Genomic DNA, 24347 nt, shown 5'->3' with positions numbered 1-24347 from the left:
TAGTGCGGCCGGCGCCCGCCCGCCTCACACGAATACGTAGTACAGCGCGGTGCCCGGCAGGTAGATCGCGGCCAGGGCGCACGCGATCAGCCCGATCCCGCCGAGCACGAGTCCGCCGACGGTGACGAGGGTGCCGCGCGAGCGCAGCCGCGCCGGAGTCTCGGCGCCCTCCCCCGGGATGACGCGCAGGGGCAGGACCGGCGGGGACGCTCCCCGCCGCGGGTGCCGGAACGGCTGTGGCGCGTGGCCCGCGACGACGTACTCGTAGAGGTCGGTGTCGCCGTCGGCGCCCACGAGGCGCGCCTCGACCAGCGGCGCGGCGGCCAGCCGCCGCCACGAGCGGACCAGCCGCCAGACCGCGAAGATCAGGCCCGAGCCGATGGCCCACAGCGGCAGGCCGACGGCGATGGAGACCATCGCGGTCACCGGGCTGTCCGACAGCAGCAGGAGGCTCACCAGGTTGAACGCGGTCAGGACGGACATGACGATCAGGTAGGCGTAGAGCCAGACACGGGTGGTCATGGGCGCTCTCTCACATGAGGGTGGCGACGGCCGGAGCCGGCATGAGCGTGGCGGCGTAGTAGCAGGCGAGCCCGCCGAGCCCACCGGTGATCAGGATCGCGACCGTGGTCAGGACGTACCGCGTGACCTGCGCCGAGGCCGGGACGGCCGTACTCCTGATCACCCGCAGGCCCAGCATGGCGGGCGGCTTCGCGTCCTTCTTGTGCACCAGGTGGTAGGAGTGCGTCTTGCCGTCGGCGCCGGGGTACTTGTAGAGGTACTTGCCGTCCCCGTACGGCGAGGTGTAGCGGGCCTCGACGGCGACGCCGTCGCGGATGTCGATGGCCAGGTAGCGGATCAGCCACCAGGCGATGTAGAGCCCGAACAGCCCGGCGGCCCACAGCGGGACGCCGAAGAAGAAGCCGTCGACGAGGTCGTAGCGGTCGTCCTCGACGTCGTAGTCGAGCCGCCAGATGCTGAAGGCGCCGAAGATGACCATCGTGAACAGGTAGCCCCAGCGCCAGACCTTCCCGCTGGCCACCGGGTCGGCCGACTTCGCCCGCTCGGCGATCTCCTCCGGGGTGGGCTCCGCGGCTTCCTCGGGCTCGGGCTCGGGCACGGCGGCGGCGATCTCCGCCTCTCCCTGGGTCAGGGCGGGCTCGTCGGAGGCGGGCATGGGCGGGCTCCTCGGGGTGGGGTCGGACGATCTTACCGGCGGGCACAAAGAACGGGCGGCGCCCGAAGGCGCCGCCCGTGTCCGCGTTGGTGAGGGTCAGCCCCCGGCCGCCTTCACCGCCGCGTCGTACTCCTTGATCGCCGCGTCGAGGGCGGCCAGGGCCTCGCCCTGGGCCTTGAAGTCGCCGTTCTTCTGGGCGGTCCGCAAGTCCTCGATGGCCTTGTTCATCTTCTCCACCGCCGCGGTGACGGCCGGATCGTCCTTACCCGGGTTCGTCGTCGTCGGCGGTGGTGTGGTGCCCGGATCGGTCGTCGGCGGTGGTGTGCCGGTACCGGTCGTGTACTGCTTGATGATCGACTGGAGCGCGTCGGGCAGCGTGTCGGCGTAGGCATTGAACTTGCCGTAGGCGACCAGCACCTTCCGCATCTGCGGCAGGGACACGCCGTTGGTCCCGGCGGCCTGCTGCCTCAGATAGAGCGGCTCGACGTACAGGACGCCGTTGCCGACCGGCAGGGCGAGCATGTTGCCGTACTCCACCGTCGTCTTGTTCGTCTCGAACAGCCGCAGATCGGAGACCACCTCGGGCAGCGAGGTCAGGTTCTGATGCGTCTGCAGCGACGACGACAGCTCCTCCTTGACGGTGTAGAGCTGCAACTTCGGCTTGTTCTCGGCGTCGTAGTAGGCCGACAGGAGCCCCGAGGTCACCGATCCGCGCGTCCGCGGGGACATCGTGGAGGTGAGCTGGAACTGCGCGCCGGTCTGGCCCGGGTAGTTGGCCACCACGTAATACGGGGGCTGCTTGCCGTCGGGCTTGGCCGGGTCGACCGGGGTCTCCCACGCCTGGTTGCCGCCGATGAAGGTGGCCGCGTCGGTGACGTGGAAGCGCTGGAGCAGGTCCCGCTGGATCTTGAACAGGTCCTCGGGGTAGCGGAAGTGGTCGGCGAGGGACTTCGGGATCTCCGCCTTCGGCTTCACGATCCCGCCGAAGGCCGCGTTCCACGCCTTGAGCACCGGGTCGGCGTCGTCCCACGAGTACAGGCTCACCGTGCCGTCGTAGGCGTCGACGGTGGCCTTCACCGAGTTGCGGACGTAGTTGACCTCGCGCCCGGCCTGGGCGGTGGTGCCCGTGCCGGTCAGGGTGTCCTTCGAGGCCGATTCCAGGTCGACCTTGTCGGAGTACGGGTAGGTCGCCGACGTGGTGTAGCCGTCGAGGATCCACACGACCTTGCCGTCCACGACCGCCGGGTACGGGTCGCCGTCCAGCGTCAGGAACGGCGCGACCTTGGCCACCCGGTCCATCGGGTTGCGCACGTAGAGCAGCTTGGAGTTCTCATTGAACTCCTCCGAGAGCAGGAACTTCGTCTCCCGGAACTCCCACGCGTACAGCATCCGGTTCCACAGGGAGTCCATCTCCACGCCACCGGAACCGGCGTAGGTGGTCTTGGCGTCGCCGGAGGCCGACGGGTGGTCGAACTCCTTTGGCTGCGCGCCGTCCGGGACGCCGACCACGGCGTAGTCGGTCATCAGCTCGCCGTAGTAGATCTGCGGCCGGTCGACCTTGATCTCCTCGGCCGCCGAGCGGCAGTTGGCCGCGACCTGGTCGGTGTTGAGGAACCCGGACACGAAGTAGGGCTCGCCCTCGCCGCAGATCTGGTTGGCGGGGGCCGCCACGAAGCCGTACCCGTGGGTCAGCTCGGTGTGCCGGATGGTCCAGTTCTTCTGCTGCTCGGAGTACTTGTCCGGGCTCAGCTCGCGCACGCCCACGATGTAGTCGCGCAGCTCGCCGTCGGCGGTCTTGTACCGGTCGACGTCCAGCTTGTCGGGGAAGCCGTGGAAGCCTCGCGCCTGCTGCTTCTGGCTGAAGATGTCGGCGACGATGCTGGGGTCCAGCAGCCGCACGTTCGGCACGGTCAGCTTGTCGGTGCCCAGAGCCGTGGCGTCGCCGTTGGCGGTGACGCCGCTGTCGACCGGCTGGACGCCGTCCATGCCGTAGGCGTCACGGGTGGCGTCGATGGACCACTGGACGTACCTGCCCTCCTTGGCGGGCACGTTCGGCGCGACGCTGATGGACTTCACCGCGTACGGGTAGATGCCGCCGATGGCGATCGCGGACACCACCACCAGGCCGATCGCGCAGGCCGGCCACAGCATCGTCTTGCCGAAGCCGTTGGAGAACAGCACCACCGCGACCGCGCCGATGATGGCCACGAAGATGAGGATCTCCTTGGCGAACAGCAGCGCGTTCATCTCGGTGTAGCCGCCGCCGGTCAGGCCGGTGACGTCGTTCTCGGCGATGACCAGGCCGTAGCGGTCCATCCAGTAGGCGACGGCCTTGAGCAGCACGAACAGCGCGATCAGGGAGGAGATGTGGATGCGCGCGGCGGTGGTGATGCGCTCACCGCGTCCCGACAGCCGGATCGAGCCGTACAGGTAGTGCGCGCCCAGGGCGCCGATCAGCGCGATGACCGTGGCGGTGAAGGCCACGCTCAGCAGGTAGGTCCAGAAGGGGTAGTCGAAGAGGTAGAAGCCGATGTCCTTGCCGAACTGGGGATCGGTGACACCGACGTCCTGCGCGTTGGAGAAGAGCAGCCAGTCCTGCCAGTGGTCCTGCGCGGCCAGGCCGGTGAACAGCCCGACGACCGCGCCCAGCAGGATCGTCCACAGCCTCAGCCGGGGCGACAGGGCCCGGCGGTAACGGTCCAGGACCTGCTGGTCCGGGGAACTCAGTTGCGCGGCCGGGCGCCGGAACCGGTGGGCCAGCCACAGGTTCAGCACCACCCACGACGCCATCGCCAGCCCGAAGACGGCGAACAGGACCGCGCGGGTGCGCAGCGTCGTGGAGAAGACCTTGGTGAACCCGACCTCGTCGTACCAGAGATAGTCGGTCCAGATGCCGACCATCCATCCGGTCGCCGTCAGCAGCGCTATGAGACCGACCAGCAGACCAAGGACCCATCTGCCTCGCCGGTTCATGCGCGGCAACGGATTGCGCATCGCCACGGGGGGACTCCCTCACTCGGTGTTCTTGTGACTAGCTCAGCACAGTTCCGGCGTTCGTCCTTCCCGCAACGCCTTGAGCGCGTTGAGGGCGTCGTCCAGTGTGTTCACCTTGACCAGGGTCAGGCCGTCGGGAACGTTCGATTTCGCCGCCGGGCAGTTGGAGGACGGGGTCAAGAAGACCGTGGCGCCGTTGTCGCGGGCGGCGATGACCTTCTCGGCGACACCGCCGATGGGGCCGACGTTCCCGTCGTCGTCGATCTCGCCGGTCCCGGCGATGTTCAGCCCGCCGGTCAGGTCGGTGGCGTCGACGCGGTCGATGATCCCGAGGGCGAACATCAGGCCCGCGGAGGGACCGCCGATGTCCAGGCCCTTGGTGTTGATGCGCACGTCGTACGGGTTGTCCTGCTTCTGTTCGAGCGACACCCCGAGGAAGGCGTTGCCCTGGCCGCCGTCGCCGGGCTTCACCTTCAGCTTCTCCTCTTTGCCGTCCCGCGTGACGGTCAGCTCCCGCTCGGCGCCGGGGGCCTTCGCCGCGATCTGCGCGGCCAGGTTCTGCGCCGAGGTCACCGGCTTGCCGTCCACGGCCACGATCACGTCACCGGGCTTGAGGACGCCCTCGGCGGCCGAGCCGGGTGTGATCTGCGTGACCACGACCCGCACCGGCTGCCCCAGGACGCGCAGCGCGGCCGTCTCGGCGCTGCTCTGCGACTGCGTCCACTGCTCGGTCTGCTTCTGCGCGATCTGCTCCTCGGTCTGATCCTCGGGGTAGATCAGCTCGCGCGGCACCACCGCGTACTCGTCGGAGAGCCAGTAGAAGATCGCCCGCGCCAGTTCCACCTCGCTGTACACGCGGACGGTGACCAGCTGGAGCTTGCCGGCCGACTGCGTCCGGTACTGCTCGGAGGCGGTGATGATGGGCTGTTCGCCCTCGTCGGTCTGCACCGATCCGAGGGTGTCGACGGTCGGGCCGGGGCCCAGTGCCACGTAAGGGACCCGCACGGACAGCGACTGCCATGTCAGCACGGCCACGAACACGGCGCCAAGGAGCACCGTCCAGCCACGACGTCTCATCGGGAAAGCGTAGCCAGCCCCGTCGCGTCGCGTGACTTGAGCCCGCTCGGGTCAACTTCTCAGGTTCATTGACGTACGGTTGTCTGGTGAGCACCGATAACCCGTTCGGCTTCGACCTGTCCGGTGGCATGCCAGACCCCAATGACCCCAAGGTCCGGCAGATGCTCGCCCAGTTCCAGCAGATGATGGCCGCCTCGACCTCGAAGAGCGGGCCGGTGAACTGGGACATGGCGCGGCAGCTCGCCGAGAACGCCGTCCGCGCCGAGGACCCCGGCGTCGACGGCGTGGCCCGCACCAAGGCCACCGAGGCCCTGCGTCTGGCGGACCTGTGGCTGGACCCCACCACGTCCCTCCCGTCCGGCGTGTCCGCCACCGAGGCCTGGAGCCGCCTCGACTGGATCGCCAACACCATCGACACCTGGAAGCGCCTCTGCGACCCCGTCGCGACCAAGATGGTGGCGTCGATGGGCGAGCTCGTCCCCGAGGACATGAAGGCGATGCTCGGGCCGATGGCCGACATCATGAAGGGCCTGGGCTCGGTGATGTTCGGTTCGCAGCTCGGGCAGGCCCTGGCCGGGCTGGCCACCGAGGTCCTCACCTCGACCGAGATCGGCATCCCCCTGGGCGCCAAAGGGCATGCCGCGCTGATCCCGGCGAACCTGGCCGCCTACGGCACCGACCACGAACTCCCCGAGGACGAGGTCCGGCTGTACATGGCCCTGCGCGAGGCCGCCCACCACCGGCTGTACGAGCACGTCCCGTGGCTGCGCGCGTACGTCCTGGGCACCGTCGAGGCCTACGCGAGCGGCATCCACATCGACGCCTCCGCCGTGGAGGACGCGGTCAGCGAGATCGACCCGTCCCGCCCGGAGACGATGCAGGGGCTGGACCTGTCGGAGGTCCTCAAGCCGACCGACACGCCCGCCCAGAAGGCCGCCCTGGCGCGCCTGGAGACCGTGCTGGCCCTCATCGCGGGCTGGGTCACCCACGTGGTCGGCGAGGCCGCCGGCGACCGTCTCCCGTCGCTGCCGCAGCTGGCCGAGCTGTTCCAGCGCCGCCGCGCCGCCGGCGGACCCGCCGAGCAGACCTTCGCCACCCTCGTCGGCCTGGAACTGCGGCCGAAGCGCCTCCGCGAGGCGGTGACCCTCTGGGCGAAGCTCACCGAGGCCCGGGGCGTGGAGGGCCGCGACGCGGTCTGGGAGCACCCCGACCTGCTGCCCGACGCCGAGGCCCTCGGCGACCCGGACGGCTGGGTGAGCGGCGGCTTCGACCTCGGGGAGATCGACATGTCGTTCTTCGAGGAGAGCTTGAAGGAGGACTCGGGCTCCGGCTCGGGGCCCGACGGGGGTGCGGACAGCGGTTCGGACGACGCGCCCGGTGAGGGTGAGCAGGGCGACGGGCCCGACGCGAAGAAGTAGCGCTCGGATCGGTAGAAGGATCGGTAGAAGCAGTAGTGAGGAACGGCGGGCGCGAGGCGCCCGCCGTTTTTCGTGGGTGGGGACGGGTCGGTGCACCGGGTGGGGCGGTATCAGCCGCCTCGCCTGTTGCCACGGCAGGCCCGAACAGCGGCATCCCGGGCGCGGCGAGCCCGAGAAGACACGGGCAACGGGTGCTTCACCGCCCACTAGCCGACGTGATCGTGCACCTCACGGGCGGCCCGGGCCTCAGCCGCACCCACCGCAATGGCGAACCCATGCCGGTGGTTCTGTCATCACCGCGCCCACTCGCCCCCTCGGCGCACCATGGGCGGATCGCACGCAACTCGGCCTCGCCCCATTCGACCGGCAGGCTGGAGGCGCGTCGGGGTACCAGGTGAGCCGGTTCCGGCCGCCTCACGGACACCGCTCCAGGCGCAGGCCGAGGCTCTTCGCGCCACCCGGGTCCCGCGCACCCCAGCCGACCCTCTCCCCCGGTGGCATCATCACCGGGGTACGTGATCTCCGTTACAGCGCGCGGGTTCCGGCCGCAGCCGCGGCCGATAACCACCGTCCGCACACGGGCGCACGGCCCGTCCGATGCCGCCTAAGTCATCCCCGTGCAGCATCGGCGCGATGGCCTTGGCCTCGCCCGGCTACTCCTCCCCGAACCCGGGCAGCCACTTCTCCAGCACCCCTCGGTATCCCGCCGCCGCCTCCAGCTGGCAGAGCACGCCGATCGAGCCGAGGGTCACGCGGTGGATCATCAGGTACGACGGGGGCAGGTTCAGCTTCTTGCCCAGCTGGTAGGCGTCGCTGCGGGGGTTGGCGATGCGGGTCGCCTCGGCGCGCAGCCAGGCGCGGGAGAAGCGGAACTCGGGTTTGGCGATGGGTTCCAGCATCGGCAGCAGGAAGTCGAGGATCGCCTGGGCGTCGACGTCGAGGTCGGCGGGGACGAAGCCCTCGGTGCGCAGGCCGTCCAGGACGAGGTCGGCCTCGCCGTCGAGGGCGAGGCGGGTGAGGCGGCCGATGGGCTTGGGCAGGCCGCGGGGGAAGCGGGCCACGGCGCCGAAGTCGAGGACGGCGAGGCGGCCGTCGTCGAGCATGCGGAAGTTGCCGGGGTGGGGGTCGGCGTGCAGGAGCTTGGCGCGGGAGGGCGCCGAGAAGTGCAGGGTGGACATGCGCAGCCCGGCCAGGTCGCGGGCTTCCTCGTCGCCTTCGGCGATGACCTTGGCCATGGGGGTGCCCTCGGTCCACTCGGTGACGATGACGCGCATCGAACCGGCGACGACGGCGGGCACGAAGATCTCGTCGTCCTCGGCGTAGGCCTTGGCGAAGGCGCGCTGGGAGCGGGCCTCCAGGGTGTAGTCGAGTTCCTCCACGACGCGTTCGCGCAGCTCGGTGACCAGCGGCTTCACGTCGAGTCCGGGTTGCAGGACGCCGAAGAGCGAGGCGAACCGGCCCAGCTGCTTCAGGTCGCTGATCAGCGCGTCGCCCGCGCCGGGGTACTGGACCTTGACGGCGACGTCGCGGCCGTCCTTCCAGACCGCGCGGTGGACCTGGCCGATGGAGGCGGCCGCGGCGGGTTTGTCGTCGAACTCCTTGAAACGCTGCCGCCAGCGCGGTCCCAGCTCGGCGGCGAGGACCTTGTGGACGGTCGCGGCGGGCAGTGGCGGGGCCGCCTCCTGGAGCTTGACGAGGGCCTTGCGGTAGGGGCCGGCGAGGTGCTCGGGCAGGGCCGCCTCGAACACCGACAGGGCCTGGCCCAGTTTCATCGCGCCGCCCTTGAGCTGCCCGAGGACGCTGAAGAGCTGCTCGGCGGTGCGTTCCTGCACCTGCTGGCTGATGACCTCGCTGGCCATGCCGGTGATGCGTTTGCCCAGGCCCAGGACGGTGCGTCCGGCGAAACCGAGGGGCAGGGACGCCAACTTCGTCGTCCGGCTGAACGCGCGGCGGGGAATGTCGCTCAAAACGCCCTCCTGCTTCCGCGGCCCGGCACCGGGGCGCGCGCCCACAATGCTGCCACGCGGCCGCCGCCCGGGCACGCCGACCGGCCAAGCGCGGTGGGCGACACGCGAGGTTGGCCCCGTACGCACGAATTACGCGTACGCGTGGCATTCTGTGCGGGTTGTGCGCATACGCGGCAACGGTTGCGCCCGCCAAGGGGGCGGGTGAGGGTCGCAACAGGAGGTCATGGTGGCCACGGATACTCAGACATATAACGGTTACTGCGTGAAGTGCCGCGAGAAGCGGGACTTCGAGGGCACGGTGAACGTGACCGACTCCGGCCGCCGCATGGCCAAGGGCAAGTGCCCGGTGTGCGGTACGACGATGAACCGGATCCTGGGCAAGGCCTAGGGAAGCCGATTTCGCAGGACTGGGACGTGTCGAGGCTCACCGGCCGCGGGACGCCCCGGAACCCCGCGAAGCCGGGCGCCGCTCAGGCACCGGCCGGCGCCCCGGTCGGCGATTCACGCCGACGCACGCGGCGCCGCACCGTACCGGCGGTTCGAGGGGCATGGGAACGTTTCCCATGCCCCCGCGCGGCTTCTCCCACATTCTGGGATCAGAGGCATGGCGAGGCGGGGATTCTTCACCCATCGCGGGACGTTTCACCGCAAGTTGAAAAGTCAACCCTTGCGCGCCAGTGGCATGGGCTGATTAGCGTACGACATGGCCCGGAAGGCAGTTCCATTGCAGGCGGCGCCCGCCGTTGAAGTGCGGCGCAGTACCCGCCGACGCCGAACCGTGTCCGCCTACCGCGACGGCGGACGCGTGGTCGTGCTCATCCCCGCTAAGTTCACCCGGCGCGAAGAGCGCGAGTGGGTCGATCACATGCTCGGCCGCCTCGACGCCCGCGACAAGCGCACCGGCAGACACGGCGACGACGCGCTCATGGAGCGCGCGGTCAGCCTCGCCGCCCGCTACCTGCCCGAGCACCCCGAGGCGGCGCACCCCGCGTCAGTGAGATGGGTGTCCAACCAGCAGGGACGCTGGGGCTCCTGCACCCCCGAGGACCGCACGATCCGGCTGTCGGAGCGCCTGCGCACCGCGCCCGGCTGGGTCATCGACTACGTGCTGCTGCACGAGCTGGCGCACCTGGTGATCCCCCGCCACGGCGCCGACTTCTGGCGGCTGCTGGAGGCCTACCCCAAGACCGAACGCGCCCGCGGATACCTCGAAGGCGTCGCCGACGCCGCGGTCGCCTAACCGAACACGGTCCCGCCTCGCGGCCCGCCCGGCCGCGACGACAGTGTGCGCTGCCTTCTGACGAGCGGTGCCCCTGGGAACAGTTCTCCTGAAACAGTGCCCCCGAAACAGAGCCCATCGAAAGCCCGCGCACCGCCCGTGTGACTCCCGGCCGACGGACGCTCCCCGCGAGCCGCCGTCAGTCCCAGAAGGCCTGGTCGAGTCCCCCCTCGATGGCGGCGAGATTGCGGCGTGTGCACTCGGGGCAGGTCCAGACCAGGCCCCGCTCGTTCCGCTCCATCGTCCAGATGAGAGCGTCCTCCCCCGCCGATCTCCCGCAGCGCCCGCAATGGCGCCCCAGGGCCAGGTGGGGATCTTCGATGATGGCGATGTGCTCAGATGCCGTGGACACCGCGAACCTCCCTATCGCTCGCCATCGACGCTACGCCGCCCTGACGTGCCGACCCGGGACAAAGCGCGCGTAGTCCACTGTCAACTCGCGGACACCTAGATGTCGATCTTCATTCTCCCCGCCGTCACGGGAAGATCATCCAGATCACGTGAGAAAGGGCTTCCCGGTTGCGGAATCCCGGCGATCTTTGACCGGACGGATGACGTCCGCCCGCCGGGTGGTGGGGCGGGCGGGCCGGGTGGACAGCGCGGTGCGGTGACGCACGGTGGGCCCTGACACGGGCGCCCGGGACCGCCCGCACCCGCGCGGACGGAAGGCGCGCCACCGTGACGGATGGTGAGGCGTGCCATCGGAGTCGGCACCCTGACGGCGAACCGGGCGATGATGGCCGCCGCCATCTCGGCGAACCCGGCGTCGGGACCGAGGTCGGCCGGTGGGCAGGGGTGGCCGCTTGAGGGCTTGCGGCTTGCGGCTTGTGGCTTCTGGTCTCGGGACTCGGGACTCGGGACTCGGGACTCGGGACTCGGGACTCGGCCGAGCCTGGACCGGTGGGCCGGGTAGGCCAGATGACCCGGCCGAGTCGGCCGAATGCCGCGCGGCCACGGGTTCGCCGGGCGTCGGCTCGGGCTCCCGCCGCCCGCGAACCCGCCCTGGTCACCGGTCGGCGCCGGGCCGGGCGACACGGCGTCCGGTCGAGCCGTACCCCGAAGCCGACACCGCGCAGGTCACCCACACCGTCGGCAACTAGGCCCGCCGGGACCCGGCGCGCGCCTCGTCACGGCCCGGCACCCCGGCCCCAGCACACCCGGCGTCCGGCACGCGGCACGCCATAGTCCGGCGACCCGACCCGACCCGGCGCACGGTCCACGGTGGTCCGTACACACGAAACCGCCCGTACCGGGCACGTGCTCCGGTACGGGCGGCGAGGTGGATGTCTCCACCCGTTCAGATCAGGTCGCCGTCCGCGTCTTCACGTCACCGGGTCCGCTCGGAGTCTGGCCGCCGGGTTTTCATCGGCCCGGCGGGGATCCTGCTGCGGTGGTGGGTGTCGACGGTGGACGACTGGCGGGACTAGTTGGCGTCCTTGCGCCGGCGCGCGCGGAGGAGGATGTCCTTCGCGCCGCGGTGGCGGCCGACGTAACGGGTCTCGTCTCGCCAGAGCTCACGCATTCGCGCTCGCGCGAGGGCTTCATTGAGAAGATTCATGGTGTTGTCCTTCTTGGTGCGAAAAGTCTTGAAGATGTGGGTCTTGCCGGCGCCGAGTGCGTCCTGAGCGGGAGTCTCGGCAGGTGTGAGGACGTCGGTGTTCATGTCAGGCGGCCGCCTTCTCCACGAGACCGGCGGTGCGGTCGGCCAGCGCGGCCTGCGCCTTGGCGGCGACGATCGCGTCGTCCTTGCGCGGACGGCCACGGGGCCGCTTGCGGGCCACGACGACACCGCGCTCGAAGATCTCGCCACCCCAGACGCCCCAGGGCTCCTGGCGCTCCAGCGCGCCGGCCAGGCACTCGACCTTGACCGGGCAGTCGTTGCAGAGGGACTTGGCGAACTCAAGCTCGGTGGGAGTCTCGGCGAACCAGAGGTCGGCGTCATTGGTGCGGCAGGGCAGCGTGCGGCCGGTGGCGGCGACGGCCTGCTCGGTGGTCAGGTCCAGACCAAGGGTGAACACCCCGGTCACCTCTCTTTCGGTCGAGTTGTGGTCTCGGTCGAGCGTTCGAACTGTCATGTCATTCCTTCGTTGACCGGGATCTGAGAGGCGAAAAACAATGAGGCCGCGGATCCCGGTGGCGGGTTCCGCGGCCTCGAAGTGAGTCCGGAGAGGCTTTTCAGCCTTCGTCCGGTTTCCTTCGAGGCGGGAGTCCGCCCGTGTCGCCCTTGGCTCCGCGCGGGTCGCGCTGAGCGAGAACGATGGACTTGTAGTTGTGTGCGGGGGCGAAGCCACCGGTGGCGACACGGGTGCCGAAGACACCGGTCTCGCGCTTACCGGAGGTGCCCGCGACGATCTCGCGTCCGGCGATGGACACACTGGTCCCCTGAACACCGGCGAAGACGGGCGCAAGGCGGCGCTCCATGCGCTCGCTCGCGGTCGTCATCGGCTCGGTCACGGCCGGCAGGACGGAGGCTTTGCCACCGGTCCACAGGCTCAGGCCCCGGTCGCCATTCGCCGGGCACGCGAACGCGTCCTGCGAAAGCGGCTTCCGGATGGCGGTCAGGAGGGCAGGGTCGTGCGCCTCGCGACGTTCGATCAACGTGTTGCTCACCATCGGAAACACACCTCCATTTCTGCTCTCCTGGGCCCGTGACGGACCGGCTGTCGATAACTCGGTGTCAACCCTAACCCGACACCGCCACTCCGGTAGGCCCACACCTGGTCCTGCCGCAGCGGTTTGAAGGCTATGCCCCCGCCTCACGAGCGCGCAACCGTATTTATGAAGTCGTTGCCGAGTTCATCTGTTCGGCCGATAGGTCATCGACGGAAGCGCCCCCCACCAGCGCCAAGACCGCCTCGCCGTACTTGGTGATCTTGCTCGGCCCGACACCGGCGATCTTGGCGAGGGAAGAAATTTCTTCCGGGCGCAGTTCGGCGATGGCCGTCAGGGTCGCGTTGGTGAAGACGGTGTAGGCGGGCAGGGCGGTCGCGCGGGCGACCGCCAGGCGCCATTCGACGAGCCGCTCGTAGAGCTCCTCGTCGATGTTGGAGGGGCAGTCGACGCAGCGGCCGAGCTTGCGGGCCTCGGCGTCGATGAGGGTCTTTCCGCAGATCCGGCAGATGATGGGGCCCGACTTCGGGGCCTTCTTGCCGGGCTTGGCCGCGGGTGGCTTGGCCAGTTCGGGACGGTCCCCGGCGAGGCGTTCGGCGAGAAAGCGGCAGGGCCTGCGCGGGCGTCCGCCGGGCAGCCGCGACAGCGACCACGACAGCCACAGCGAGTGCCGGGCGCGGGTGATGCCGACGTAGAGGAGCCTGCGCTCCTCCTCGACCTGCGCCGACGTCCGGGCGTAGGTGGTGGGCAGCGTGCCCTCGACGAGCCCGACGAGGAAGACCGCGTCCCACTCCAGGCCCTTGGCGGCGTGCAGGGACGCCAGGGTCACCCCGTCGACGGTCGGGACGTGCTGGACGGCGGCGCGGCGGGCCAGCTCGTCGACGAAGCCGGGCAGGTCGAGGTGGGCGTGCTCCTCGGCGAGGCGGACGAGGGCGGCCACGGCCTCCCACTTCTCGCGCGCCTGGCCACCGCCGGGCGCGCCCTGGGGACGCCATCCGACGGCCTCCAGGGCCTCGGTGACGGTGTCGACGAGCCCTTCGGCGGGCGCGGTGCGGGTGGCGGCGCGCAGGGCCACCACGGCCTGGCGGACCTCGGGGCGGTCGAAGAAGCGCGCGGCGCCCTGCACGACGGTGGGCACGCCCGCGTCGGAGAGGGCGGCCTCGTAGGCCTCCGACTGCGCGTTGGCGCGGAACAGGACGGCGATCTGCCCGGCGGGCACCCCCCGCGCGATGAGTTCGGCGCAGCGGGCGGCGACGGCGGCGGCCTCGGCGTGCTCGTCGTCGAAGGTGAGGGTCTGCGGCGGCGGCCCGTCGGGCCGCTGGCCGATGAGCTTGAGTCGCAGGCGGGCCTGCGCGCCGGTGGCGGCGCCGATGGTCTCGTTGGCCAGGCCGACGATCTGCGGGGTGGAGCGGTAGTCGCGCACGAGGCGCACGACGGTGGCCTCGCGGTGGACGCGGGTGAAGTCCAGCAGGTAGTCGGCGGTGGCGCCGGTGAACGAGTAGATCGTCTGGGCGGCGTCGCCGACGACGGTGAGGTCGTCGCGGTCGCCGAGCCAGGCGTCCAGCAGGCGCTGCTGGAGCGGGTTGACGTCCTGGTACTCGTCGACGACGAAGAGGCGGTACTGGGCCCGGATCTGCTGGGCGATGTCGTCGTGCTCCTCGATGCCCCGGGCGGTGTAGAGCAGCATGTCCTCGAAGTCGATGACCCCGGCGCGCTGCTTGCCCTCCTCGTAGGCGGTGTAGATCTTGGCGACCTCGGCGGCGTCGCCGGGGATGTCGCGCCCGGCGCGCAGGGCCATCGCCTGGTAGGTGTCGGGTTCGACGAGGCTGGACTTGGCCCATTCGATCTCGCCGGCGATGTCGCGCAGCTTCGTGCGGCTGAAGGCCAGCCCGAGGCGGGCGGCGGCGATGCCGACGAACTTGGCCTTGCTGTCCATCAGCTCGGGCACCTCGCGGCTGCCGAGCAGGCGCGAGGAGAAGTACCGCAGTTGCCGCAGCGCGGCCGAGTGGAAGGTCCGCGCCTGCGCGCCGTCGGCGCCCAGGGGCCGCAGCCGGTCCCGCAGCTCACCCGCCGCACGCTGCGTGAACGTGACGGCCAGCACGTGCTGGGGCCGCACGTCGCCCTTGGCGACGCGGTAGGCGATGCGGTGCGTGACGGCGCGCGTCTTACCCGTCCCCGCCCCCGCGAGGATGCACACCGGGCCCGCCGGCGCGCTCACCGCGGCCCGCTGCTCGTCGTCCAACCCGGCCAGGACCTGCTCGACTCGGTTTCCGGTCACAATCGGCCATCATTCCAGGCGCCTGTGACGTTGCAACCGGCGTAGCCTCGATCGAGGTTCCCTGTAACGGACGAAAGGTGTGTTCGATGCTGACCATGTACTCGACCGAGTGGTGCGGTTACTGCCGTCGTCTCAAGACGCAGATGGACCGGGAGGGCATCGCCTACGAGATCGTGGACATCGAGGCCGACCCCACCGCCGCCGACTTCGTGATGAGCGTCAACGGCGGCAACCAGACGGTACCGACGGTCCGCTTCGCCGACGGCTCGGCGATGACGAACCCCACGATCGTGCAGGTGAAGGAGAAGCTCGCCGTCTAGTGGCGGGTGGAACCGCGGGCCGCCCCGGGCGGCCCGTTTTTCATGGGCGCGTCCCCTTCGGGTGATCTTCTCTGCCCCTCGGTCCCTGGAACCGGACGGCCGGCTTCCGATTCAATGAACCGGGGGTGGGCCGATGCGCTTTCGCACGCCGATGGGGGAACGACCCGTGCCGCGCCGGGCGGAGCCGGGCCGGACGCCGGGACCGCACGAGGCGATCCTGGCGTTGCAGCGCGCGGCGGGCAACGCGGCGGTGGCGCAGCGCTTCACCGAGCGCCGCACCAACAACGGTGACTTCACCGCGCCCTACCGGGTCACCGCCGGGGGCCTGTACATCGTCACGGGGGCCACCCGCTCCGACGCCACCGGGATCTGGGCGCGCGACGATGCGCCCGCGCCGCGCGGCTGCGGCCCGACGCCCGCCGTGGCCACCTACCTGAACCGGCGGTTCGTGCACTATCTGCCCGGCGGCCAGTTCCTCGCCGACTGCGCGCACACCGCCGAGGAGCTCATGCACGGCCGGCAGCTCGCGCCCGGCGGCGACTACAGCCTGTTCCGGGGCACTCAGGACCTGTTCGGCGAGGGCGACACCGAGAACCGGCAGCGCGCGAACAACTGGCGCGCCGCCGGGCCGCAGGGCACCGATCGGGGCGCCGCCCCGAACGTCGGGGAGGCCTACGCGATCATCGAGGACCGGTGGGCCGTCCCGCCCAGGGGCAGGCGCGAAGTGCCGTCCAACCCGCCACGCTGGCCCTACCACGTCGCGGCCGTGGTCGCCGTGGACGGCGGCGACCGGATCACCGTCGAGCAGGCCGCAGTCACCGGGGCGCAGGCGGGCCGGGTGCACCAGGGCATCGTCGACGTGTACTCCTCGGGCGAGCAGCTCGGGCGCACCTTCCACGCCCGCCACGGCGAGGGCCGGACCTTCTCGGTCGACGCGATCACCGTCGTCCTGGTGGCCAATCCGCAGCCTCCCGCGCAGGCCGGGACGGGCTGAGCCGAACCCGCCGCGCCCGCGTCCGCGCCTCGATACCCTCCCCTCATGAAGCTCGCCGAAGCCCTCGCCGAACGCGCCGACGCCGCCCGCCGGGTCGAGGAGCTGCGCGCCCGCGTCCTGGGCAACGCGCGGTACCAGGAGGGCGAGACGCCCACCGAGGACGCCGCCGCGCTGCTCGACGAGGTCGCGCGCGTCCTGGCGCGGCTGGAGTACCTCATGGGCCGCATCAACCGCACCAACGCCGAGGTGCACATCGACGCGATGACGCTCACCGAGGCCCTCGCCAGGCGGGACGTGCTGCGGCTGCACCACGGCGTGCTCACCTCGGCGGCCGACGCGGCGGCCACCGGCGGGTACCAGCGGCAGCTGCGCTCGGAGCTGAAGATGCTCTCGGCGCTGTCGGTGGCCGACCTGCGGGCGCGCGCCGACGAGGTGGCGCGCGAGCTGCGGGAGCTGGACCTGCGCGTCCAGCGCGCGAACTGGGAGGCCGACCTGCTGGAGTGACGTGGAGTCGGTACTCGCCCCGGGGGCGCACACGAACCGGGCCGGCGGTATCCGGCCGACTTGCATGGCGCGCCGAGGGCGGCGTAGGGGTTCGAATCCTCACCTGCACATCGCATGCCCCGCACGGCCTACAAGTGAGAGCGCATCGCGCACGACTCATCACCACCGTGTGGACCCGGGGCGGGGAGGGCGGGACAGGGGACCTCCACGTACCGCTAAGGCCCGGCCGGTCGGCCGGGCCTTCGCGCTGGGCCACTCCCCGTAGGTGAGCGGCGATCCCGGCGAGGGTGAGGCCGAAGGGCGGACCGCCTCCGGGGTGGTCGCGAAAAGGCCCCGGCTCACCGAACCGGGGCCCTGACCTGTCCCGAGCGGGACGTCTACATCCGCCGGACCATCACGCCGAGCAGCCCGTCGGCGCGCTGGTAGCCGAAGCGGCGGGAGTCGGCGCTGACCGCCGGGTTGTCGCCGAGGATGAGGAACCGTCCGGGAGGGACGGTCTCCCCGCCCGCGATCTCGCGCAGGGCCTCGGGCACCGGGTCGCCGGGGACGGCGACGGCGCGCTTGACGAACCAGGTGGACCCCCGCTGCGGGCTGGCGAGGACGACGATGTCCCCGCCGCGCACGCGGTCCAGTCCGGCGCGGCGGACGAGGAGCCGGTCACCGTCGGCGAGCGCGGGCTCCATGCTCGGCCCGTGGACGGTGACGATGACCAGCCGGGTCCTGATCAGCAGTACCGCCGTCACCGAGAGACAGCCGATGGCGGCGGCGATCAGGTACGGCATGGGGACTCCTCAGTGGACGGCGGGCATGGCGACGGCCCGCCGTCCGGTCTGGCTCTACTCGTCGTAGCACTTCCGGGCGCAGTTGTCGTAGTAGGCACAGCAGCGCTTGCGGCCGTTGTAGCTGAAGCAGTGCTCGTAGAGGAAGATGCAGCCGGCGTCGGCGTCGGCCTTGGGGGCGACCCGCGCCATCAGGCGGTCGGCGAGCTTGGCGATGAGCTTCACGGGGGGACCTCCGCGATCGGTTGACAGTGATCACAGCTCATCAGCGGAGGGCGTGTCCGAGAAGGAGGTGGACAATCTGAGACGGCCTGAGAGATCAACTTCCGCCGGAGCCGCCGTGTCCCCCGATCCCGTCCGCGCCAACGATCCCGCCGCTTTCATCGCCCTGCTCGCCGAGTTGCGGGACTGGGCGGGCCGCCCGTCCCTGCGTGAGCTGCGCCAGCGGGGTGGGACCACGACCGCCCCGAACGGCGACGTCATCGACGCGCTGCCGCCGAGCACCGTCTCCTATGTCCTGCGGGGGGAGCGGCTGCCGAGCCTGCCGCGGCGGTCCTTCGTGGAGGCCTATGTGGCGGCCTGCCTCGCCGTGGGCGGGCTGTCCGGGGAGGAGATCCCGCCGGTGGTGGCCCGGTGGGCCGCGGCGTGGCGGGAGCTGCGCGGCGGTGGCCGCAGGCCTTCGCTGCCGCGCGACCTGCCCGACTTCACCGGCCGTGAGGCCGAGCTGCGGACGGTCGAGGCGCACCTGACGGGCTCCTCGCGCATCGTCGTCGTGGACGGCATGGCCGGGGTCGGCAAGACGAGCTTCGCGGTGCGCGTCGCCCACCGCCTCGCCCCCGACTTCGACGACGTGGTCTTCCTCGACCTGCACGGGCACCGGCCCGACCGGCCGCCGCGCGAGCCACTGGACGCGCTGGGGACGCTGCTGCGCGCCTCGGGGCTGGACGCGGCCAAGGTGCCCGCCGACGCCGACGAGGCCGCGGTCCTGTGGCGTTCGCGGACGGCGTCGGGGCGGCTGCTGGTGGTCCTGGACGACTGCCGGGACGCCGCGCTCGCCGAGCCGTTACTCCCGTCGGGGCCCGACTCGGCGGTGCTGGTGACCTCGCGGCGGCGGCTGGGGCTGGACGGCGCGCGTTCGCTGTCGCTGGGGGTGCTGTCGGCGGCCGAGGCCGCCGAGATGCTGGCGCGCATCGCCGACCGCAAGCGCGTCACCGCCGAGCCGGAGGTGGTGGACACGCTGGTGGCGCGGGTGGGTGCGCTGCCGCTGGCGCTGCGGGTGGTGGGCGCGCGGTTGCAGCACCGCCCGGACTGGCCGGTGGCGGCCTTCGTGGAGCAGCTGCCGGAGGGGAACGCGCTGGCGCGGCTCGCCGACGCCGACCGCAGTGTCGCCGCCGCCTTCGAGGCCTCCTACGTGCGGCTGCCCGAGTCGGCGCGGCGCACGTTCCGGCTGCTGGGGGCACATCCGGGTGAGCTGGGCCTGGACGTCGCGGCGGCGCTGAGCGGGCGCACGCCGGACGCGGCCTGGGCCGATCTGGAGCTGCTGTCGGACGCGAACATGGTGCAGCGGCCGCATCCCGAGCGCTACCGCGTCCACGATCTGCTGGCCGCCTTCGCCCGCGCGCACGGGGGTGAGCGGGAGATGCGCGCGGCGGTGGGTCTGCTGCTGTCGTGGTACCTGCATTCGGCGTGGCGGGCGTCGCTGCGGCTGTCGCCGCGGCGGCGGCCACTGGAGCTGGCCGGGGAGGCGGTGTCCCCGTTCGATCCGGCCGACCGGGCCGGGGCGCTGGCGTGGTTCGACCTGGAGCATCCGAACCTGGTCGCCGCCGTCGGTGCCGCCGCCCGCGCCGGGCTGCACCGGCACGCCTGGCAGATCGCGATCTCGCTGATGCCGTTCCTGGAGACCCGGGGCCTGCGCGCCGACTGGATCACCACCCACCTCACCGGCCTGGACTCCGCCCGGGCCGTGGGCGACCGGCCCGCCGAGGCGCTGCTGCTGACCGCGCTGGGCATCGCCCGCAGGGGCGCGGGCCGGTTCGAGGAGGCCGTCGCCGACTGGGAGGCGGCCCTGGTGATCCGCGAGGAGCTCGGCGACGAGCTGGGCGCCGGGCTGGCGCTGAACAACCTCGGGGCGGGCTACTCGTCCCTGGGCCGCACCGGTGACGCGATGGACGTCTACGAGCGCTCGCTGGCGATCTGGGTGGCCCGCGATGACGCCTCGCACCAGGGCATGGCGCTGACCAACATCGCCGATCTGCACCGGCTGGAGGGCCGGTACGGCGAGTGCGTGGCCGCCGCCGGGCGGGCCGCGGAGCTGGCGGTGGAGTGCGCCGACGTGCGGGCCGAGGCCATCGCCCGCCACAACCTCGGGCGCGGCCTGGCGGGCCTGGGGCGGCACGAGGACGCCCTGGACGCCTTCGACCGGGCCCTGGCGCTGCTGCGGGAGATCGGCGAGCGCTGGGGCATCGCGGCCACGCAGCGGTTCCGGGGTGTGTCGCGGCAAGCGCTGGGCAAGCCCGCCGAGGAGGAGTGGGAGGAGGCGCTGCGGTTGTTCACCGAGATCGGCGACGCGCAGGCCGGCGAGGTCCGGGCGCTGCTGGGGAAGTGAGAGAGGGCACCGGGTGTCCGGTGCCCTCTCGCTAGCGGTAGGCCCAGCCCGACATCAGGTGGTGCGCCACCGAGATCGCGCCGGGGGTCGCCATGTCCGGTGAGCGCCCTTCGAGGGCGTCGCGGAGTTCGGCGCGGGTGAACCAGCGGGCGTCGGCGATCTCGCCGGGGTCGCGCTGGATGGGGTCGGCGGGGTCGGCGACGGCGTAGAAGCCGAGCATGAGGGAGGCGGGGAACGGCCAGGGCTGCGAGACCACGTAGGTGATGTCGCGGACGGCCAGGCCGACCTCTTCCTGGACCTCGCGGGCCACGCACGCCTCGGCCGACTCGCCGGGCTCGACGAATCCGGCCAGGCACGAGTACCAGTTGGCGGGACGCCCGGCGCCGCGTGCCAGGAGGCACTGGTCGCCGCCGTCGGTGACCAGCACGATCATCGCCGGGTCGGTGCGGGGGAACATCGACGGTCCCCCGCCCTCGGGTGAGCGCACCCATCCGGCGTGGGTGGTGACGGCGGGGGTGCCGGTGACGGGGCTGTAGACGTGCGAGGCGTGCCAGTTGACCAGGGCGAGGGCGGTGGACACCAGTTCGGCGTCGGCGTCGCTCAGGTCGAGGGCGAGTTCCCGCAGCGTCGACGAGGACGCCCCGACCTCGGCGTGGACGGCGAAGTAGGGCGTGCCGTCGGCGTCCTGGCCGAGGAACCAGCGTTCCCCGGCCGGGACGTCGCCCGGGTCGAGCAGGCGCAGCCCACCGGCGTCATCGACGGGCACGCGCCCGTCGGTGTCCATGACCAGGACGCGCGAGGAACGCCACGCGGCGGCCAGCCAGGCCTCGTCGGTGCGGCGGTGCGCCGCCCGGTCGATGACGCCCCGTGAGAGGAGTGGGAGCATCGGTTGTCAGGCCGCCTCGATCGCGGTGATCGCGCGCAGGGACGGGGTGATGACCTGCGCGTCGCCGAGGATCACCGCCACGGCGTTGGCCGGGGCGAAGTTGGCGGCGGCGAAGCGCGCGACGTCGTCGACGGTGGTCTCGGCGAGGCGGGTGGCGTGCCCGGCGAGCCAGTCCAGGCGCAGCCCGGATCCGGCGAGCACCGAGACCAGCCCGGCCAGGCCCGACTGGGTGGAGGTGCCCAGGCGCAGGGTGCCCAGGGCGTACCTGCGGGCCTGCTCGACCTCTTCCTTGCCGGGTGCGACGGTGGCCAGGCGGCCCATCTCGTAGAGGGTCTCCCACAGCGCCGGGGCGGTGACCTCGGTGGCCACGTCGGCGGAGATGGACAGCTCGGTGCCGGCCGCGGAGTGCTCCACGCCCGAGCGCGGCGAGTAGGTGTAGCCCTTGTCCTCGCGGATGTTCTCCACCAGGCGCGAGGAGAAGTACCCGCCGTAGACGAGGTTCGTCAGCTGCTGGGCGGCGTTGTCGGCGTGGGTGCGCGATACGCCGTTCATGGCCAGCCGGATGTTCGACTGGACCGAGCCGGGCCGGTCGACGAGGGTCAGCGGGCCGGTGACGAAGGGCGCGACCGGGGGCAGCTCGATGAGCGTCCCGGCGCCGTTCCAGCCGCCGAGGGCCTCCTCGACGGCGGCGATGGCGGTGTGCGGTTCGACGTCGCCGACCAGGACGAGGACGCCGCCGTTGGGGTGGAGGCGCTCGTCGTGCATGGCGCGCAGGACGCCGGTCTCCACGGCCAGGACGTCCTCGGCCTCGGGGGTCTGGCTGGCGTAGGGGTGGTCGCCGTACAGGCGCCGGTTCAGGGCGCGGGCCACGACGTGCGCGGGCTGCTGCGCGGCGACCTTGAGGCGGTCGGCGATGCGCTCGCGCTCGGTGCGGACCTCATTGGCGGGGTAGACGGCCCCGGTGAGGACCTCGTTGAGGATCCGCAACATGTGCGGGAGCCCGTCGGCGAGGCTGTTGCCGGCGATGAGGAGCCGGTCGGGGTCGCCCCCGGCCGACAGCCCGCCGCCGACGGCCTGGAGCTCGGCGGCGATGTCCACCATGGACTTGCCCGCGGTGCCCGCGAACAGCGTCTGGGTGAGCACCGAGGAGATCGCGGTGTCGGCCTGGGCGAACGGGAGGCGCAGGCGCAGTTCGACCAGCGGCACGCTGGGGCGGTGCACGGCGATGACGGTGAGGCCGTTGCCGAGGGTCTTCTCGACCGACTCGGGCAGGGTGAGGGTGGTCTCCGGCGCCAGGTCCGGAACCTCGGTGATGCTCACTGGTCTCCTCCCGGGACGACCTCGACGGATGCGCGGCGCTCGGGCCGCAGGGTCGCCGCGGCGGCGGTGACCTGCTCGGCGGTGACCTCGCCCAGCTGGCGGGGCAGGTCCAGGGCCAGGGACGCGTCCCCGCGCTGGATCTCGTAGGTGGCCAGGTGCAGGGCGCGGTTGAGGACGGAGTCCTCGTCGCGCAGCAGGTGGGTGGCGATGCGCGCCTGGACGCGGTGCAGCTCGCCGGGCGCGAGGCCGTCCTGCGCGAGGCGGGCGATCTCCTCGTCGACGGTGGTGAGGAGCTTGTCCGGGTCGCCGCCGGGCGGCAGGTGCGAGGACAGCACCAGCGCCGTGGGGTCCCGCACGGCGAAGGGCTCGCCCATGAAGCCGAGGTAGCCGCCGACGCTGGTGGCGACGCGGTCGCGGGACACCAGGCGCTCGACCAGGCGGGAGGCGTCGCCGTCGGTGAGGACCTCGGCGAGCACGACGTAGGGCAGGTAGCCCGGGAGGTCCTTGACCGGGTCGGGGACCCGCCACGCCGAGGCGATCGCCGGCAGCGGCGCCAGGGCGTCGGTGTAGGACGAGCGGCGCTCGGCGGTCAGGTCCGGCTCGCCGAAGTCGGGCCGCGCGGGCGCCGGGCGGGCCGGGACGTCGGAGAAGTGCCGCTCGATGAGGCGGGTGGCCTCCTCGACGGTGAAGTCGCCGGAGACCGACAGGACGGCGTTTCCGGCGGCGTAGTACCGCTCGAAGAAGTCGGTGGCGTTCTCCACGGTGGCCGCTTCGAGGTCGTCGAAGGAGCCGTAGCCGTCGTGGGCGTTGGGGAACGTGTCGAACATGACCGGGGGGAGCCGCAGCCACGGGAACCCGCCGTAGGGCTGGTTCAGGACGCGGACCCGGATCTCCTCCTTGACGACCGCGATCTGGTTCTGCAGGTTCTCCTCGGTGATGCGCGGCGACCGCATGCGGTCGGCTTCGAGGAAGAGGGCCCGCTCCAGCGCGTTCGAGGGGAGCTGCTCGTAGTAGTCGGTGTAGTCCAGGTGGGTGGAGCCGTTGAAGGTGCCGCCGGAACCCTGGACGTAGCGGAAGTGCGCGAGCTTCTCCAGGTTCGCCGAACCCTGGAACATCAGGTGCTCGAAGAGGTGCGCGAAACCGGTGCGCCCCTCGGGTTCACTGCGGATGCCCACGTCGTAGACGACCGACACGCCCACCACTGGCGCGCTGCGGTCCGGGCTCAGGACCACCCGCAGCCCGTTCGGGAGCGTGAAGCGCTCCACGGGGTAGTGGGTGGCGGGGATGCGAATCTCGGGAGAAGCCACGCGATGACCTTATCTCGGGAAGACGACCCGGACGGTCCGCCTCACTCCAGCATGAGCAGTACGTAACCGTCCTCGGGCTCGCCCTGCCGGGTGAATCCGCAGCGTTCGAGCAGGCGGATGGAGGCGGTGTTGCCCTCGGCGACGTCGCCGTAGAGCGGGCGGGTCGTCTCCAGTTCCAGGAACAGCCGCATCGCGGTGGTGCCCAGGCCGCGTCCCCAGAACTCCTCCCCCAGCCAGTAGCCGGTCATGCGGCGGCCGTCCTGCGGCCAGGACACGATGTTGCCCGCGATGCGGCCGTCGGCCACGACCGTGTAGGCGATGTTCTCGGGGACGGCGAAGATCTTCGTCTCCCAGTGGGTGAAGAAGGCCTCGCGGTCGCGGGCGGGGAAGTCGGCGCGGCGCACGCCCTCGGGTTCGGCCTGGTGGGCGAAGAAGGTCTCCAGGTCGTCGTGGACGCTCTCGCGCAAGATCACGTTCATGCGCGGCAGTGTCGCCCGGGGGTGCGACAACTCCGGGCGACACCGCCGGGGGCCTCAGCAGGCCGCGTTGCAGTTGTAGGCGCCGCAGCTGGTGGCGCCCGAGCCCAGCTGCGTCGAGCAGATGCGGCAGCACAGGCGGTTGTTGGCGTTGCAGTGGCAGTCGCGCCAGCACTCGACCGTGCAGGGCTCGACGCTGCCGCAGCACCAGGCGGCCGCCCGCGCCTTCGGTGCGACCGTCCCCAGTAGACGGTCGGCGGCGCGTCCGATCAGGTCTTTCATTGAACGCATGGCTCACTCCCAGGCAGATCCGGTATGTGCCCCCGATCCTGGCGAGCGGCACCGGCCGTCCCAAG

Annotated in this window: 24 protein-coding genes; 7 read left to right on the top strand and 17 right to left on the bottom strand. The window is 71.6% G+C overall.

Going from position 1 to position 24347, the window contains the following annotated elements; genetic code table 11:
• Window positions 1–24: 24 nt before the first annotated feature.
• The 4 genes from QSK10_RS33430 to QSK10_RS33415 all read right to left on the bottom strand — a co-directional run bounded on the left by QSK10_RS33430 (window position 25) and on the right by QSK10_RS33415 (window position 5248).
• A complete protein-coding gene (locus QSK10_RS33430; RefSeq protein ID WP_285667558.1) occupies window positions 25–522 on the bottom strand; it encodes a hypothetical protein in 498 nt (165 codons plus the stop codon).
• Window positions 523–532: 10 nt separating this feature from the next.
• Window positions 533–1177 (bottom strand): hypothetical protein, encoded by a 645-nt coding sequence (locus tag QSK10_RS33425; protein WP_285667557.1) that lies wholly within the window; start codon window positions 1175–1177, stop codon window positions 533–535.
• A 96-nt stretch (window positions 1178–1273) separates the two neighbouring features.
• Window positions 1274–4171, bottom strand: coding sequence for a UPF0182 family membrane protein (locus QSK10_RS33420; protein WP_285667608.1), 2898 nt, complete (start codon window positions 4169–4171; stop codon window positions 1274–1276).
• Window positions 4172–4213: 42 nt separating this feature from the next.
• Window positions 4214–5248 (bottom strand): YlbL family protein, encoded by a 1035-nt coding sequence (locus tag QSK10_RS33415; protein WP_285667556.1) that lies wholly within the window; start codon window positions 5246–5248, stop codon window positions 4214–4216.
• Window positions 5249–5376: 128 nt separating this feature from the next.
• Between QSK10_RS33415 and QSK10_RS33410 the strand changes: the two genes are divergently transcribed.
• Window positions 5377–6666 carry a zinc-dependent metalloprotease gene (locus QSK10_RS33410; RefSeq protein ID WP_285667607.1) on the top strand — a complete coding sequence of 430 codons (1290 nt, stop codon included), beginning with the start codon at window positions 5377–5379 and terminating at the stop codon, window positions 6664–6666.
• 653 nt (window positions 6667–7319) lie between these two features.
• On the opposite strand, the gene QSK10_RS33405 is transcribed toward QSK10_RS33410, so the two are convergent.
• Window positions 7320–8633 (bottom strand): ABC1 kinase family protein, encoded by a 1314-nt coding sequence (locus QSK10_RS33405; protein WP_285667555.1) that lies wholly within the window; start codon window positions 8631–8633, stop codon window positions 7320–7322.
• Window positions 8634–8859: 226 nt separating this feature from the next.
• On the opposite strand from QSK10_RS33405, the gene QSK10_RS33400 reads away from it, so the two are divergent.
• Together QSK10_RS33400 and QSK10_RS33395 are read left to right on the top strand one after the other, a co-directional pair.
• Window positions 8860–9021, top strand: a complete 162-nt coding sequence (locus QSK10_RS33400) for a DUF5679 domain-containing protein (RefSeq protein ID WP_184786008.1) — start codon at window positions 8860–8862, stop codon at window positions 9019–9021.
• Between the two features lie 315 nt (window positions 9022–9336).
• Window positions 9337–9873 carry a M48 metallopeptidase family protein gene (locus tag QSK10_RS33395; protein WP_285667554.1) on the top strand — a complete coding sequence of 179 codons (537 nt, stop codon included), beginning with the start codon at window positions 9337–9339 and terminating at the stop codon, window positions 9871–9873.
• A gap of 178 nt (window positions 9874–10051) precedes the next feature.
• On the opposite strand, the gene QSK10_RS33390 is transcribed toward QSK10_RS33395, so the two are convergent.
• From QSK10_RS33390 to QSK10_RS33370, 5 genes are all read right to left on the bottom strand, one after another.
• Window positions 10052–10264, bottom strand: coding sequence for a hypothetical protein (locus QSK10_RS33390; RefSeq protein WP_285667553.1), 213 nt, complete (start codon window positions 10262–10264; stop codon window positions 10052–10054).
• A gap of 1071 nt (window positions 10265–11335) precedes the next feature.
• A complete protein-coding gene (locus QSK10_RS33385; RefSeq protein WP_285667552.1) occupies window positions 11336–11575 on the bottom strand; it encodes a hypothetical protein in 240 nt (79 codons plus the stop codon).
• Window position 11576: 1 nt separating this feature from the next.
• Window positions 11577–11930 (bottom strand): WhiB family transcriptional regulator, encoded by a 354-nt coding sequence (locus QSK10_RS33380; protein WP_432705396.1) that lies wholly within the window; start codon window positions 11928–11930, stop codon window positions 11577–11579.
• Between the two features lie 157 nt (window positions 11931–12087).
• Window positions 12088–12525 (bottom strand): hypothetical protein, encoded by a 438-nt coding sequence (locus QSK10_RS33375; protein ID WP_285667551.1) that lies wholly within the window; start codon window positions 12523–12525, stop codon window positions 12088–12090.
• 163 nt (window positions 12526–12688) lie between these two features.
• On the bottom strand, window positions 12689–14803 hold the full coding sequence (locus QSK10_RS33370; RefSeq protein WP_285667605.1) for an ATP-dependent DNA helicase UvrD2: 2115 nt from the start codon (window positions 14801–14803) through the stop codon (window positions 12689–12691).
• Between the two features lie 83 nt (window positions 14804–14886).
• On the opposite strand from QSK10_RS33370, the gene QSK10_RS33365 reads away from it, so the two are divergent.
• From QSK10_RS33365 to QSK10_RS33355, 3 genes are all read left to right on the top strand, one after another.
• Complete coding sequence (locus tag QSK10_RS33365) at window positions 14887–15120, top strand: mycoredoxin (protein WP_285667550.1); 234 nt, start codon at window positions 14887–14889, stop codon at window positions 15118–15120.
• Between the two features lie 166 nt (window positions 15121–15286).
• Window positions 15287–16114 (top strand): hypothetical protein, encoded by an 828-nt coding sequence (locus tag QSK10_RS33360; protein WP_285667549.1) that lies wholly within the window; start codon window positions 15287–15289, stop codon window positions 16112–16114.
• Window positions 16115–16159: 45 nt separating this feature from the next.
• Complete coding sequence (locus QSK10_RS33355) at window positions 16160–16618, top strand: DIP1984 family protein (protein ID WP_285667548.1); 459 nt, start codon at window positions 16160–16162, stop codon at window positions 16616–16618.
• 377 nt (window positions 16619–16995) lie between these two features.
• Here QSK10_RS33355 and lepB read toward each other — a convergent pair whose 3' ends face one another.
• Complete coding sequence (gene lepB / locus QSK10_RS33350; RefSeq protein WP_285667547.1) at window positions 16996–17400, bottom strand: signal peptidase I; 405 nt, start codon at window positions 17398–17400, stop codon at window positions 16996–16998.
• A gap of 54 nt (window positions 17401–17454) precedes the next feature.
• Entirely contained in the window at window positions 17455–17622 is a 168-nt protein-coding gene (locus QSK10_RS33345) for a hypothetical protein (RefSeq protein ID WP_285667546.1), read from the bottom strand.
• 115 nt (window positions 17623–17737) lie between these two features.
• On the opposite strand from QSK10_RS33345, the gene QSK10_RS33340 reads away from it, so the two are divergent.
• Complete coding sequence (locus QSK10_RS33340) at window positions 17738–20002, top strand: ATP-binding protein (protein ID WP_285667545.1); 2265 nt, start codon at window positions 17738–17740, stop codon at window positions 20000–20002.
• Between the two features lie 31 nt (window positions 20003–20033).
• Here the strand turns inward: QSK10_RS33340 and nudC are convergent, their stop codons facing one another.
• Genes nudC through QSK10_RS33315 form a run of 5 tightly spaced genes read right to left on the bottom strand, consistent with a single transcriptional unit; the run spans window position 20034 to window position 24282 of the window.
• A complete protein-coding gene (gene nudC / locus QSK10_RS33335) occupies window positions 20034–20888 on the bottom strand; it encodes an NAD(+) diphosphatase (RefSeq protein WP_285667544.1) in 855 nt (284 codons plus the stop codon).
• 6 nt (window positions 20889–20894) lie between these two features.
• A complete protein-coding gene (locus QSK10_RS33330; RefSeq protein WP_432705395.1) occupies window positions 20895–22208 on the bottom strand; it encodes a M16 family metallopeptidase in 1314 nt (437 codons plus the stop codon).
• Window positions 22205–23515, bottom strand: coding sequence for a M16 family metallopeptidase (locus QSK10_RS33325; protein WP_285667543.1), 1311 nt, complete (start codon window positions 23513–23515; stop codon window positions 22205–22207). The genes QSK10_RS33330 and QSK10_RS33325 overlap by 4 nt, the downstream gene beginning before the upstream one ends.
• Window positions 23516–23556: 41 nt before the next feature.
• Window positions 23557–23994: a GNAT family N-acetyltransferase gene (locus tag QSK10_RS33320; protein ID WP_285667542.1), complete on the bottom strand. Its 438-nt coding sequence runs from the start codon at window positions 23992–23994 to the stop codon at window positions 23557–23559.
• Window positions 23995–24048: 54 nt separating this feature from the next.
• Window positions 24049–24282: a hypothetical protein gene (locus QSK10_RS33315; protein ID WP_285667541.1), complete on the bottom strand. Its 234-nt coding sequence runs from the start codon at window positions 24280–24282 to the stop codon at window positions 24049–24051.
• Window positions 24283–24347: the final 65 nt, after the last annotated feature.

The sequence above is a fragment of the Actinorhabdospora filicis genome (genome assembly GCF_030269765.1).
Classification (GTDB): Bacteria; Actinomycetota; Actinomycetes; order Mycobacteriales; family Micromonosporaceae; genus Actinorhabdospora; species Actinorhabdospora filicis.
This window is presented reverse-complemented; position numbering and strand designations above follow the sequence as displayed.